The following is a 12,685-nucleotide window of genomic DNA, read 5'->3' as shown; positions in this document are numbered from 1 at the left end:
TTCAGTAAGGTCGCCCCATGAACCTCTTCTCGAAGAAGGCGGACGCGGACCCCGCGGACGCGCTCGGCGCCGACTCCGCCCCGGTCGGCAGCGCCCACCCCGCCTCGACGGAGGACTCCGCGATCTCGTGGCGCGACGACCGCGTCGGCGCGAGCGCGCGCGGCGAGAACCCCATGGTCATGCTCGAGCTCTCGAGCGGCTGGGCGGTCATCGGCGACACCCAGTTCCTCCCCGGCTACTCGCTGCTCATCAGCAAGCACCGCGACGCCGCGATGCTCAGCCAGCTCACGCGCGAGCAGCGCCTGCAGTTCCTCGCCGACCTCGACCTCCTCGCGATCGCGGTCGAGCGCGCGTGCATCGAGAAGGACCCGGCCTTCCGGCGCGTCAACATCGAGATCCTCGGCAACACCGACGCGTACGTCCACGCCCACGTCTTCCCCCGCTACGAGTGGGAGGGGCCGAAGGCCGAGCGCCCCGTCTGGGAGTACCGCGACACGCACTGGACGGACGAGCTCCACGAGTACAAGCCGGGGCACCAGCCGCTGCGCGATGCGATCACCGCGCAGCTCCGCGAGCTCTCGGGCATCAGGGAGGAGCCGGAGGGCCCTCTCGCCCAGCCGCACGAGATCGAGCTCGAGGGCCCCGTCAGCACGGAGCCCGAGTCGGCGCCCGAGCCGCAGCCCGTCCAGGAGCCCCAGCCCGTTCAGGACCAGAGGCCCGAGCCCGCCCCTACCGCTGGATGACCGGCGCGCCCCAGCCGTCGTAGTCGCCACGGCGCGCCTCGACGACGCCGAAGACCTCCTCGACCATGGCGTCGGCGGTCTCGATGTCGACGGTCGACTGCTTGGTGGCGCGCAGCGTCGCGCGGAACACCATCCGGCGCGTGACGGCGACCTCGTAGCCGAGCGCCTGGAGGTCGCGCGCGGCCGACCGGGCGTCCTTGATGGCGGCGAAGTTGGCGAAGTGCTCGACCTCGCGCGGCAGGTCGACATCGTCGCGCATCTTGATTCGCTGGCTGAACTGCTCGACGTTCGAGGTCAGGTGCGGCTGGATGTCTCCCACGGCGGTTGAGCATAGACCCGACCGAGCGCGCTCGCGTAGCCGACACCGGTCGCCCGGCCGACCCCTCGCACTCGGACTCGCACAAGCTGAGGATTCATGGTCTTATGACTCCATGACGCGCGCGCTCCCCATCACCGGCCTGCACAACGCGTGGGATCTCGGCGGGCTCCCGCTCGACGACTCCCGAGGCGACACCGTGCGCGGCCGTCTCTACCGGTCGCCCCAGCTCGATGCTCTCGATGACGCGGGGTGGGATGCCCTGCTCGAGGCCGGCGTGCGCACCGTCGTCGACCTCCGCAACGACGACGAGGTCCGCACGACCGGGGCGCCGGCCGCCATCACCGTTCACCGCGCCCCCATCGAGGATCAGGGCGACGCCGAGTTCATGGCCCGCTACGGCGAGCACCTCAACTCGCCCCGCTACTACCCGGAGGTCCTGCGCCGCTGGCCGCACCTCGTCATCGGAGCTCTGCGCCCGATCGCCGAGGCGCCCGCGGACGGCGCCGTGCTCATCCACTGCGCGGGCGGCCGCGACCGCACGGGCCTCATCGCCGCGATGCTCCTCCAGCTCGCGGGCGTCATGCGCGCGGGCATCGTCAACGACTACTGGCTCGCCGTCATCGCGACGAACTTCCACCTGCGCGAGAACCCGCGCCCGCACGACCCGTGGCGCTCCAACCGCGAGCTCGGGCCCTGGCTCGATCGGGTCACGGGCGAGCTCCACCTCTTCCTCGATGCGTTCGACGCCGAGGCCTGGCTGCGCGAGCACGGCGCGGGCGAGCTCGTCGCGCCCCTCCGCGCGCGGCTGCGCGACGCATGGCACCCTGACGCGGGTATCGAGTTCTCCTCGCGCTCCACTTAACCTCTGGTGAGGAGGTGCGCATGACCCGAACGCGCGCGCGCGATGATGCGCGTCGTCGTGCCCTCGCGGGCGACGACAGCCGTGCGGCCTCGAACGCCCTCCTCGACGGGCTTCGCGAGGGGCGATTCGGGCCGGCCGCCTGGGGCAGGTTCGCGGTCGACACGACGGCCCGCAGCATCCTGGAGGCCCGCAAGCGGCCGCGCGCGGTCGTGGAGGCGACCGCGGTGCACCTCGCGATGGCCGCCCTCGCGCACCCGCGGGGCCGCGCCTGGGTGCTCACGAGCTGGCTCATGACGGTCACCCATCTGGGGATGCTCGAGGAGCGCCGCACGCTCGGCGCCCCCAATCTGCTCACGATCGCCCGCGCCAATCTGCCCGCGGCCTCGGCCCGACTCGGCGGCGCCGTGCCCGTGCTCGCGCTCGCGACCGACTTCGTCGACGGCAAGCTCGCCCGGGGCACGGGCACGGTCACGCGCTTCGGCACGCAGGGCGACTACCTCTCCGACACCGCGCTCTGGACGTGGTTCGTCGTCACGCACGAGCCGAGCACCGCCTGGCGCGCCATCACGTTCGCCGCGTGGGCCGCGCCCGTGGCGGCTCTCGCCGCGGTGAGCTTCGCGCGCGGCGGCGTCGTCGACCTGCCGCGCTCGGCGTGGGTGCGCCCCGCCGCCGTCGTCGAGGTCATCATCGGAGCGCGCGCGATCGGCCGCATCGTGAGCGGGCGCCGGGATGCCCGGCTCGAGCGCGGGGGAGCCCCCACATGAGCGCGCCCCTGCCGTACCGGCCGCTCGACGCCGAGCTCGCGACCGAGAGGCTGACACTCACGCCCTTCCAGCCGGAGGACGCCGTCGCCTACGCCGCGATCTGGACGGCGCGCGGCGGCGAGCCCGCCTCGGCCGAGCAGGTGCTCGCGCGCATCCCGGCCCTCGAGGGCCAGCTCGCCGACCACCGACTGGGGCTGCGGATGATCCGGCTCGCGGGCGAGCGCTGGCCCGTCGGCTACGTCGCGCTCGTCCCGGGGCGGGCGACCGTCGACGAGCCCGAGCTCGTCTCGGAGCTGCTGCCCGCCGTGCACGGCCACGGGCTCGCGACCGAGGCGGCCCGCGCGCTCGTGGCCGCCGCGTGGCGCACCGGCCGCGAGAGGCTCTGGACGACGATCGCGGCGACCAACGCCGCGTCGCTGCGCGTCGCCGCGAAGGTCGGCTTCGTGGCCCAGCACGTCACGCACGACGAGCGGGGCGAGGTCGTCTGGTGCGCCCTGGAGCGCCCCGCACAGCAGTGAGCGCCCGTACAGTAGCGGCGTGACCCCGGCCCCGCCGCACGACCCCGATGCTCTGACCGCAGCCCTCGAGATCCTCGAGTGCCCGCTCTGCCGCGAGGCGCTCGAGCGCGTCGACGGGGGAGTCCGATGCGAGGCGGGCCACCACTTCGACGTCGCGCGCCAGGGCTATGCGAGCCTGCGCGGGGGCGCCTCGACGGCGACGGGCGATACCGTGCCCATGGTCGAGGCGCGCGAGCGCGTCCAGGCCTCCGGTGTGCACGACGCCATCGCGGCGGCCGTCGTCGACGCCGTTCCGACCGACGCCCGCTGGCTCGTCGACCTCGGCGGCGGCACCGGGTGGCACGCCGCCCGCGCCCTCGTCGCTCGACCCGCGCTGCGCGGTGTCGTGCTCGATGCCTCCGTGCCCGCCCTGCGCCGCGCGGCCCGCGCGCACGAGCGCCTCGCGGCTGTCGGGAGCGACGTCTGGCGCGGCATTCCGGTGGGGGATGCGGGCGTCGACGTCGCGCTCCGCGTCTTCGCGCCGGGCGGCGGCGAGCGCGGAGCCGCGGAGCTCGAGCGGATCCTCGCCCCCGGGGCGCGCGTCGTGATCGTGGTGCCCGAGGCCGACCACCACCGCGAGCTCGTCGAAGCCCTCGGGCTGCTGCGCGTGCCGGCCGGCAAGGCGGAGGAGGCGGCGGCGAGCATCCCCGGCGCCCGCGTGGTGTCGTCGACGCGGGTGAGCGCGGTGCACGAGCTCGGCCGCGAGGAGCTCCTCGACCTCGTGATGATGGGGCCGAACGCCTTCCATCACGATCGTTCCGAGCTCGTCGACCGGCTCGCCGGATGGCCCGAGCCGACGCCCGTGACGATCGCGGTGAGCGTCGTCGTCCTCCAGGTCGCGTGACTCGGCGGGCGCGCGCCCGATTTGCCGCCGAACGGGGCGCAATGCCCCGAGTCGGACCGCACCGCGCGTAGGGTGTCGGCGTGTGGCGTGCCGACCGATACGACGATCCCGATGTCGCTGACGACGACGCTCCCGCGACCGCCGCATCCGGGGGCACGAGCGCGAGCGCGCTCTCGATCGGGGATCCGACGGTGAGCGTCGGCAACATCGCGACCCCCGTGTGGGAGCGCTGGCGCGAGGAGCTCGCCGCTCTCGGCGGGCGCTCGCCCCTGCTGCACTTCGAGGACTCCGACCGCACCCGCATCGAGCTCGGCACGAGCCACCCGGGCGGGCTCGCCCGCTTCATCGCCGGGAGCCCCACCCTGCTGAGCAACCTCGTGCGCGACGACGTCGCTCTGCGCCGGGCGCGCCTCGCCGCCGAGCGCATCGCCGACAAGGGGCTCGAGCTCGCGAGCGTGCGCGGAATCGACGCCGTCGCGCTCGGCATCGGCATGGTCGCCTGGCACCACGACGGCGTCGACCACCGCGGCCCCCTCCTGCTGCGCCCCCTGCGGCTGCGCCGTCGGGGTCGGGATGTCGAGCTCACCCTTCGCGGCGAGGTCGCCGTGAACCCCGCCCTGGTCCGCGCCCTCTCGCAGCAGTTCTCGGTGCACCTCGACACGCACGCCTTCGTCGCCCTCACCGACGACGAGGGGACCTTCAAGCCGAACCCGCCCCTCGACCGGCTCCGCGGGCTCACCGCGCACCTCGACGGGTTCACGATCGCGCCGCGCCTCGTCGTGAGCACCTTCGCGGAGATCGGCGCCCCGATGGCGGCCGATGCGCACGACCTCGCGCATCCCGTTCTCGACGCCCTCGCCGGCAACCAGAGCGCCCGCTGGGCCGTGCGCGAGAGCACGACCCCGGTCGAGCTCGTGCATGCCGACAGGCGCCCGCCCGAGACCGACCTCCTGCTGCTCGACGCCGACGCCGAGCAGGAGCAGGTGATCGCGAGCATCGCGGCCGGCAATTCGCTCGTCGTGAAGACGCTGCCGGGCACGGGCGGCACCCAGACCGTGGTCAACGCCGTCGGAGCCCTCGTCGCCCAGAACAAGCGCGTTCTCGTCGTGAGCCCCCGCCGCGCGAGCGTGCGCTCGGTCGCGAGCCGGTTCGCCGAGATCGGGCTGCCGGGCATGGCGGTCACGGCGCGCTCGCTGCGGCGCGACGTGATCCGCGCGATCTCCCGCAACGAGAAGGCATCCCGCCCCCAGGTCGCCGACGTCAACGAGGCGCTCGCCCGACTCCGCGGCGTGCTCGTCGACTACCGCGAGGCGCTCGCCCGGCCCGATGCGGCGCTCGGCATCAGCGTCTACGACTGCGTCACCGAGCTCAGCCGCCTCGCGCTGCTCCCGACGCCCCCGACGACCCGCGCGCGCCTGAGCCGCCAGGCCGTCGAGCTGCTCGCGAAGGATCGCGCCCACGCGAGCTCCGTCATGGTGCAGGCCGCCGAGCTCGGGCAGTTCAAGTACGGCCCGGACGACTCGCCCTGGTACGGCGCCCGCTTCGCGACCGGTCAGGAAGCGGAGCGCGCTCACGAGCGGGCGAAGCGCCTCCACCGCGAGCTGCTGCCGCGCCTGCTCGAGCGCGCCAACGCCCTCGTCGGCTCGACGCACATGCGCCCCTTCGAGTCGGTCGCCGAGCTCGGCATCTACCTGCGCCTGCTCATCGACATCCGCGACACGCTCGACAAGTTCCAGCCGTCGGTGTTCGACCGGTCGCTCAGCGAGCTCATCGCGGCGACCGCGCCCCGGCGCGAGGGCTCGTCGATGCCCGCGGCGACGCGGCGGCGCCTGAAGTCGCTCGCGAAGGAGTACCTGCGCCCCGGCGTCCACGTCGGCGACCTGCACGAGGCGCTCACGCGCATCCAGCAGCAGCGCGTCCTGTGGCAGCGCTTCGTGCCCGTCGGCATCACCCCCCAGGTGCCGGTCGGCATCGCGGACGTCCATCACGCCTTCCAGCAGGTCGAGCAGGATCTCGACGCGCTCGATGCCCCGCTCGGCCACGAGTCGAAGCCCGAGCTGCTCCGCCAGCGCCGCATCGCCGACCTCGTCGAGCTCGTCGAGGCGCTCGCCGCGGAGAGCGATGTGCTCAACAACCTGCAGGAGAGAACCGAGCTGCTGCGCGAGATGGAGCGCTGGGAGGTCGGCCCGCTGCTGAGCGACCTGTCGGCCCGTCACGTCCCGCACGACCAGGTCGCCGCCGAGCTCGAGCTCGCCTGGTGGCGCTCGGCCCTCGACGCGCTCCTGCAGAGCGATCGCGCGCTGCTCGGCGCCGACACCGCCGTGCTCGACCGCCTCGAGGCCGACTTCCGTCTCGTCGACGAGGCGCACGCCGCGGGAACCGCGTCGCTGCTGGGGTGGCAGCTGGCGGAGAACTGGTCGATCGGCATCACCGACTGGCCCGACGAGGCCGCCGCGCTCAAGGCGCTGCTGAAGGCGGGCATGCTCACCTCGGGCGACCTGCAGAAGTGCGCTCCGCACCTCAGCCGCCCGATCGCCCCGGTCTGGCTCGCCTCGCCGTACGACGTGCACCGCATCAGCGACGACATCCCCTTCGACACCGTGTTCCTGCTCGACGCGGGTGCCGTGACGATCCCCGAGGTCGCCGGAGCCATCCGTCGGGCCCGGCAGGTCGTCGCCGTCGGCGACCCGGTGACGCAGAGCCCGTCGCCGTTCACCGTCGCGCTCGACGCCGACGAGACCGAGGGCGACACCGACGTGGATGCCCGGCACGCGGCCTCGGCGCTCTTCCAGCTCGCCGAGCTCCTGCCCTCGATGTCGCTCACCCGCTCCTACCGCGCGGGCGGGGAGGATCTCGCCGAGCTCGTCAACCGACGCTTCTACGCCGGGCGCATCGACTCGCTGCCGTGGGCCGGGTCCTTCCTCGGCCACCCCTCGATCGCGGTCGACCACCTCGACGGCCACGGCATGCCCGATGACGAGTCGGGGGCGGTCGAGAGCGTCGACATCGAGGTCGAGCGCGTCGTCGACCTCGTGCTCGAGCACGCGACGGCCCGCCCGCACGAGTCGCTCATGGTCATCACCGCGAGCACGAAGCACGCCTCGCGCGTGCACGCCGCCGTGCTCGAGGCGATCGGCACGCGGCCAGACCTGCACGACTTCGTGCTCGGCGATCGCCCGGAGCCCTTCGCCGTCCTCACGATCGAGCAGGCCGTCGCCCAGAGCCGCGACCGCGTGATCTTCTCGATCGGCTTCGGCCGAACACCGCACGGCCGCGTCCTGAGCGAGTTCGGCGCGCTCGGCCGACCGGGCGGCGACCGCCTGCTCGCCGTCGCGATGACGCGCGCCCGCCGCTTCGTGCGCATCGTCAGCTGCGTCCGCGCGGAGGACCTCGACGACGACCGCATGTCGCACGGCGCCCGGGCCCTCGCCGACCTCCTCGCCGACATCGAGGCGCGCCGCTCGCGCGTCGACCTGCCCGACGACAGCGACCCGATGCTCATCGACCTCGCTCGGCGCCTCGAGGCGCGCGGGCTCCGCGTCTCGCTCGGGCACCGCGGGAAGTTCCGCCTCGTCGCGAGCCGCGGCGGCTACTGCATCGCCGTCGACACCGACGCCTCGCTCATGGACATGAGCCTGCGCGAGTCGCTGCGCCTGCGACCGGATCTCCTGCGCCGCCTCGGCTGGCATTACGCGCGCGTCCACGTCTTCGAACTCTTCAGCCAGCCCGACGCGGTCGCCGACCGTATCGCGGCCATGGCGGGAGCGAGCGCGGGGACGACGGGTCGCCCCTCGGCGGCGACCGAGGCCGCGGCGGCCCGGCACCGCGCGGCCCTCACCGAGACGCAGCCGATCGACGTGCTGCCGCCGATGCCGCGGTAGGCCCGGTGCGCGATCTCCCCTCGGATCCCGAGCCTGCGGACTCGGAGCAGCGGCCGTCCGCACCGCCGCGACGACCCCGCGCTCGCCGACGCGCGACGACCCCGCCGCCGCCGGGCTCGGACCCGACCCCGGTCGGCGAGCCGGAGCGTCACCGCCTCGACGAGAACGACGCGCGCCTCACCGCCGATAAGCCGCCCCACTACTGAGCGGTGACGGTCCACCGCGTTCCGCCGTCTCGTCGAGCACCAGGCGACGGCGCCGCTGTCTTGCGGACCGTCTATCGGCCGCTCGTTGCGGGCGGCCGCGCGAGCGTCCGCAACGACTGACCGATAGAGGGCTCAGCCGTCGCCCGCACAGGCGCGGGTGCAAGCTCCGACGCGCGCGCGTGGGCGGGCAGAGCGGGTGCGCGCCGCGCTACTCCTTCGGCTCGGCGGCGTCGCGGCGGGCGAGGAGGTCGCGGATCTCCCCGAGCAGCTCGATCTCCGTCGGCGGCTCGTCGGCCGCTGTCACGGGCTGCCCCGCCTGGCGCGCCGCCTCGGCGCGCTTCGCCAGCGCGTTCATGGGCATCACGAGCGCGAAGTACACGACGGCCGCGACGATGAGGAAGTTCAGGAGCGCGGCGATCACGGCGCCGAACATGAGCTTCGCGGGCTCGCCGCCCGTGAGGGTCGGGATCTCCACGACGAGCGCCGTGCTGAGGCTCTCGGCGCTGAAGAGCGCGCCGATCGCCGGGTTGATGACCGCCGAGACGATGGCGTTGACGAGCGCGGTGAACGCCGTGCCGACGACGACCGCGACGGCGAGCTCGATGACGTTGCCGCGCAGGATGAATGCCTTGAAGCCGCTGAACACGGGGACTCCCGGGGGTGAGGTGGTTGACAGTGCCTCGAGCCTAATCGGCGGTGCGGCCCGGGCGCCCCACCGAGCCGGAATCGATCAGCTCGCGGCCGCGGAGGTGCTCGCCGGAGCGGAGGAGCTCGCGGGAGCGGGCGCGCTCGATCCGCCCGATGACGTCTCGGATGATCCGCTCGACGATGATCCGCCCGACGACGATCCGCCCGACGACGATCCGCTCGCGCGGCTGTCGGTGCGGTAGAAGCCCGAGCCGTTGAAGGTCACTCCGACCGCCGAGAACAGCTTGCGGAGCCGACCGCCGCACTCGGGGCACTCCGTGAGCGAGTCGTCGGTGAACGCCTGCTGGATGTCGAACGCGGTCGAGCATTCCGTGCAGCGGTACGAGTACGTGGGCATGGCGATCCTCCTGGACAAGGATACGGGCGACCGCGCGTCGTTCCGGACCAGGTCGACCCTCCCGGCCCCGACCGCTCAGCCGAAGCGGACGGTGCCGCTCGGCGTCACGACGCCGTCGACGCGCTGGTCATGCGGCTCGCTCGGCAGCTCGTCGACGAGCTCGTCGTCGAAGACCACCGCGAACACCGGCGGGCGGCGGTCCATCGACCCGAGGGTCTTGTCGAAGTAGCCGCGACCCCAGCCCATGCGCATGCCGGAGCGGTCGACGGCGGCGGCGGGGACGAGGATCAGACCTGCGTCGTTGATCGCGAGCGGGCTCAGCAGCTCGGCGTCCGGCACGGGCATGCCGGCGGCGTCGAGGAGCTCGGCGAGGGCATCCGCCCCCGAAGGCGGGAGCGCCGCCCAGTCGAGCAGGCCGTCATCGCGCGAGACGGGCAGCAGGACCTCGATGCCGCGATCGCTCGCCCATTCGAGGAAGGCGCGGGTCGGCGGCTCGTCCGGCGTCGAGAGGTAGCAGCTGAGCCGTTGCGGGGCGAGCGCGGAGACGAGCTCGATGAGCTGCCCCGTGAGCCGCTCGCAGACGGTCTCGCGCTCGTGCCTGGGCCGGATGCGCCGGCGCTCCCGCAGCTCGGCGCGGAGGGCGCGCTTGGCGTGGGCGGCGTGCTCGGCGTCGCTCGGCATGGGGCAATCCTAGAGTTCGCCGGGCGCTCGCAGGAGGCCTGTCGGGGCCCCTTCGCTAGGGTTGCGGGCATGTCTCCCGCACTCACGAAGGCCGTCATTCCCGCCGCCGGACTCGGAACGCGCTTCCTCCCGGCCACCAAAGCGATGCCCAAGGAGATGCTGCCCGTCGTCGACAAGCCCGCCATCCAGTACGTGGTGGAGGAGGCGGTGGGCGCAGGCCTGCACGACGTGCTCATGATCACGGGGCGCAACAAGGCCGCGCTCGAGAACCACTTCGACCGCATGTACGAGCTCGAGTCCACGCTCGAGGCGAAGGGCGACCACGAGAAGCTCGAGAAGGTCGAGTACTCCACCGACCTCGCTGACGTCCACTACGTCCGTCAGGGCGACCCGCTCGGCCTCGGCCACGCCGTCCTCCGCTCGAGGATGCACGTCGGTCACGAGCCGTTCGCCGTCCTGCTCGGCGACGACATCATCGACCCGCGCGACCCGCTGCTCTCGCGCATGACCGAGGTGCACGAGCGTCGCGATGCGACCGTCGTCGCCCTGCTCGAGGTGCCCGCCTCGCAGACGCACATGTACGGCATCGCGACGGTCGAGAAGACCGAGGACGACGACGTCGTCCGCATCACCGGCCTCGTCGAGAAGCCCCCGCAGGGCGAGGCGCCTTCGAACTACGCCATCATCGGTCGGTACGTGCTCAAGCCCGAGATCTTCGATGTCCTCGAGCACACGGCGCCGGGCAAGGGCGGCGAGATCCAGCTGACGGATGCGCTGCTCGAGCTCGCCAACGACGAGAGCTCCGGCGGCGTCTACGGCGTCGTGTTCCGCGGGCGCCGCTACGACACGGGCGATCGCCTCGACTACATCAAGGCGATCGTGCAGCTCGCCGTCGAGCGCGACGACCTCGGCCCCGACCTGCGCCCCTGGCTGCGCGACTTCGCCGCGAACCTCGACTGACCGGCAGTGGCGACGAGCATCCCGACCCTGCGCGACGGGGCGACCACCCTGCGGCCCATCCGCGTGCGCGACGCGAGGGCCCTCGAGCGCGAGCTGCTCGTGAACCGCGCCTGGCTGCGCCCGTGGGAGGCGACGAGCCCCGTGGCCCCCGTCTCGTGGGACACGCGCGGGAGCATCCGCGGGCTGCTCGCCGCAGCGCGCACCGGGTCGGGACTGCCGTTCGTGATCGAGAGCGAGGGCGAGTTCGCCGGCCAGCTCAACGTCTCGGGCATGACCTACGGCTCGCTCGCCTCGGCGACCATCGGCTACTGGGTCGGCGAGCGCTTCGCCGGGCGCGGGCTCACCCCGACCGCCGTCGCGCTCGCCACCGATCACGTGTTCTTCACCCTCGGTCTGCACCGCATGGAGATCTGCATCCGCCCCGAGAACGGCCCGAGCCTGCGCGTGGTCGAGAAGCTCGGCTTCCGCTACGAGGGGCTGCGACGCCGCTACATCCACATCAACGGCGACTGGCGCGACCACTTCTGCTTCGCCCTCACCGTCGAGGAGGTGCCGCAGGGCGTGCTGCAGCGCTGGCGGGCCGGACGCGCCCCCGCGACGGCCGCGAGCATCCCCGAGGTCGACCTCATCGCGGCGCGCCGCGGGATCGCCCTGCCGTAGCGTCCGCTCGGGCATACCGTTGCCGCCATGGAGTTCACAGGCGGTGGAACAGCGATCCTCATCGCTCTCGCCGCAGGGCTCTGGCTCGTCTACCTCGTGCCGATGTGGCGCCGCCGCACCGAGTACCTGTCGACCGAGCGGAACGCTCTGCGGCTGCAGCAGACGCTGCGCATCATGGCGCAGACGGCCGAGCTCCCCGAGGCGGTGCGCGCCGAGATGACGGCGCGCGAAGTCGCCAACCAGGAGCGCACCCTCGCCGCCCGTCAGCGGGAGGAGCAGGCCATCGCCCGCGCTCGTGAGGCCGCCGCGCAGCGCGCCGTCCGCGAGCGTCTGCAGCAGACCGCCCCCGGTCTCGCCGCCGAGGTCGACGCCGCCCAGCGCGGCCAGGCGCGCGTTCGCCGCTCGCGCGCGGCCACCTCCCTGCTCACGCTCCTCGCCCTCGTCGGCGTCGTCGTCTCCGCCGTCGCCGGCGCCTGGGCGTGGACGGCTCTCGCCTCCTTCATCGTCGTGAGCGGCGTCACCCTGCTGGTCGGGCTCGCGCGTGCGAGCCGTCGCCGCTCGACCGGCGCCGTCGTCCCCCGCCGCGCGCAGCGCTTCGTCGACTTCGCCGCCGACGCCGACCGCGGGTCCCGCGCCGCCGAGCCGCGCGACTGGACGCCGGTGCCCCTGCCGAAGCCGCGCTACCTCGCCGTGCCGAGCGCGAGCTCCGGCCGGCCGGGCCTCGGCGCGATCGACCACGCCGCCGTGCTGGCCGCCGCCGCGGCCGAGGCCGAGCGGGCGCAGCGGGCCGCGACGGCGCCGAGCGCGCCCGCGGTCGCGAGCGCCGCATCCGCCGCCCCCACGCCGGCCGACTCGGCCGCGGCCGAGACCGCCCCTGTTCCTGCCGCTCCGGTCGCCGTCCCCGCTGCTGACGCGACCGGGGGCAGCTCCTCCGAACCGGTCAGCCGGTTCGCCCGGATGGGCCTGCTCGAGGGGCTGCCGACCGCGGCGCCCGACCTCGACGAGGTGCTCGAGCGCCGTCGCGCCGCCGGCTGAGCGGGGTGCGATCGGCCTCGTCGGCAGTGATAGTGTTGTCGTCGTTCACGGGCCTGTGGCGCAGTTGGTAGCGCGCTTCGTTCGCAATGAAGAGGNNTCAGGGGTTCGAATCCCCTCAGGTCCACCGA

The 12,685-nt window shown here is 73.6% G+C and carries 13 protein-coding genes and 1 tRNA gene; 10 read left to right on the top strand and 4 right to left on the bottom strand.

What is annotated here, in order from left to right; translation table 11 throughout:
* Nucleotides 1-17: 17 nt before the first annotated feature.
* Nucleotides 18-743, top strand: coding sequence for an HIT family protein (locus ASG83_RS12865; RefSeq protein ID WP_200959254.1), 726 nt, complete (start codon nt 18-20; stop codon nt 741-743).
* Here the strand turns inward: ASG83_RS12865 and ASG83_RS02760 are convergent.
* Nucleotides 730-1,062, bottom strand: a complete 333-nt coding sequence (locus ASG83_RS02760; RefSeq protein ID WP_055856867.1) for a ribonuclease E inhibitor RraB — start codon at nt 1,060-1,062, stop codon at nt 730-732. The genes ASG83_RS12865 and ASG83_RS02760 overlap by 14 nt on opposite strands.
* A gap of 112 nt (nt 1,063-1,174) precedes the next feature.
* Between ASG83_RS02760 and ASG83_RS02755 the strand changes: the two genes are divergently transcribed.
* The 5 genes from ASG83_RS02755 (at nt 1,175) to ASG83_RS02735 (ending at nt 7,970) form a co-directional block, all read left to right on the top strand.
* Nucleotides 1,175-1,924 (top strand): tyrosine-protein phosphatase, encoded by a 750-nt coding sequence (locus ASG83_RS02755; protein ID WP_055856865.1) that lies wholly within the window; start codon nt 1,175-1,177, stop codon nt 1,922-1,924.
* Nucleotides 1,925-1,944: 20 nt separating this feature from the next.
* Complete coding sequence (locus ASG83_RS02750) at nt 1,945-2,688, top strand: CDP-alcohol phosphatidyltransferase family protein (RefSeq protein WP_055856862.1); 744 nt, start codon at nt 1,945-1,947, stop codon at nt 2,686-2,688.
* On the top strand, nt 2,685-3,206 hold the full coding sequence (locus tag ASG83_RS02745) for a GNAT family N-acetyltransferase (protein WP_055856860.1): 522 nt from the start codon (nt 2,685-2,687) through the stop codon (nt 3,204-3,206). Before ASG83_RS02750 ends, ASG83_RS02745 begins: the two co-directional genes overlap by 4 nt.
* A 19-nt stretch (nt 3,207-3,225) precedes the next feature.
* Nucleotides 3,226-4,089, top strand: a complete 864-nt coding sequence (locus tag ASG83_RS02740; protein ID WP_055856857.1) for a putative RNA methyltransferase — start codon at nt 3,226-3,228, stop codon at nt 4,087-4,089.
* Between the two features lie 80 nt (nt 4,090-4,169).
* Complete coding sequence (locus ASG83_RS02735; protein WP_055856854.1) at nt 4,170-7,970, top strand: ATP-binding protein; 3,801 nt, start codon at nt 4,170-4,172, stop codon at nt 7,968-7,970.
* 414 nt (nt 7,971-8,384) lie between these two features.
* On the opposite strand, the gene mscL is transcribed toward ASG83_RS02735, so the two are convergent.
* The 3 genes from mscL to ASG83_RS02715 form a co-directional block, all read right to left on the bottom strand.
* Complete coding sequence (mscL, locus tag ASG83_RS02725; protein WP_055856850.1) at nt 8,385-8,822, bottom strand: large conductance mechanosensitive channel protein MscL; 438 nt, start codon at nt 8,820-8,822, stop codon at nt 8,385-8,387.
* Between the two features lie 84 nt (nt 8,823-8,906).
* Complete coding sequence (locus tag ASG83_RS02720) at nt 8,907-9,221, bottom strand: FmdB family zinc ribbon protein (protein ID WP_055856847.1); 315 nt, start codon at nt 9,219-9,221, stop codon at nt 8,907-8,909.
* 75 nt (nt 9,222-9,296) lie between these two features.
* On the bottom strand, nt 9,297-9,902 hold the full coding sequence (locus ASG83_RS02715; protein ID WP_055856845.1) for a 5-formyltetrahydrofolate cyclo-ligase: 606 nt from the start codon (nt 9,900-9,902) through the stop codon (nt 9,297-9,299).
* Between the two features lie 69 nt (nt 9,903-9,971).
* Between ASG83_RS02715 and galU the strand changes: the two genes are divergently transcribed.
* From galU to ASG83_RS02695, 4 genes are all read left to right on the top strand, one after another.
* Entirely contained in the window at nt 9,972-10,862 is an 891-nt protein-coding gene (galU, locus tag ASG83_RS02710) for a UTP--glucose-1-phosphate uridylyltransferase GalU (protein WP_055856842.1), read from the top strand.
* Nucleotides 10,863-10,868: 6 nt separating this feature from the next.
* The gene (locus ASG83_RS02705) at nt 10,869-11,522 is read left to right on the top strand and encodes a GNAT family N-acetyltransferase (RefSeq protein ID WP_082514852.1); all 654 of its coding nucleotides are present in this window, start codon (nt 10,869-10,871) and stop codon (nt 11,520-11,522) included.
* Nucleotides 11,523-11,549: 27 nt separating this feature from the next.
* A complete protein-coding gene (locus ASG83_RS02700; protein ID WP_055856840.1) occupies nt 11,550-12,557 on the top strand; it encodes a hypothetical protein in 1,008 nt (335 codons plus the stop codon).
* Nucleotides 12,558-12,606: 49 nt separating this feature from the next.
* Nucleotides 12,607-12,681 (top strand) — tRNA-Ala (locus ASG83_RS02695).
* The last annotated feature ends 4 nt before the right edge of the window (nt 12,682-12,685 follow it).

It is taken from the genome of Yonghaparkia sp. Soil809 (assembly GCF_001429705.1).
Classification (GTDB): domain Bacteria; phylum Actinomycetota; class Actinomycetes; order Actinomycetales; family Microbacteriaceae; genus Microcella.
This window is presented reverse-complemented; position numbering and strand designations above follow the sequence as displayed.

Coding starts and splice junctions, on each gene's coding strand:
- ASG83_RS12865 (WP_200959254.1), top strand. CDS start 18: ATGAACCTCTTCTCGAAGAAGGCGGACGCGGACCCCGCGGACGCGCTC.
- ASG83_RS02755 (WP_055856865.1), top strand. CDS start 1,175: ATGACGCGCGCGCTCCCCATCACCGGCCTGCACAACGCGTGGGATCTC.
- ASG83_RS02750 (WP_055856862.1), top strand. CDS start 1,945: ATGACCCGAACGCGCGCGCGCGATGATGCGCGTCGTCGTGCCCTCGCG.
- ASG83_RS02745 (WP_055856860.1), top strand. CDS start 2,685: ATGAGCGCGCCCCTGCCGTACCGGCCGCTCGACGCCGAGCTCGCGACC.
- ASG83_RS02720 (WP_055856847.1), bottom strand. CDS start 9,221: ATGCCCACGTACTCGTACCGCTGCACGGAATGCTCGACCGCGTTCGAC.
- ASG83_RS02715 (WP_055856845.1), bottom strand. CDS start 9,902: ATGCCGAGCGACGCCGAGCACGCCGCCCACGCCAAGCGCGCCCTCCGC.
- galU (WP_055856842.1), top strand. CDS start 9,972: ATGTCTCCCGCACTCACGAAGGCCGTCATTCCCGCCGCCGGACTCGGA.
- ASG83_RS02700 (WP_055856840.1), top strand. CDS start 11,550: ATGGAGTTCACAGGCGGTGGAACAGCGATCCTCATCGCTCTCGCCGCA.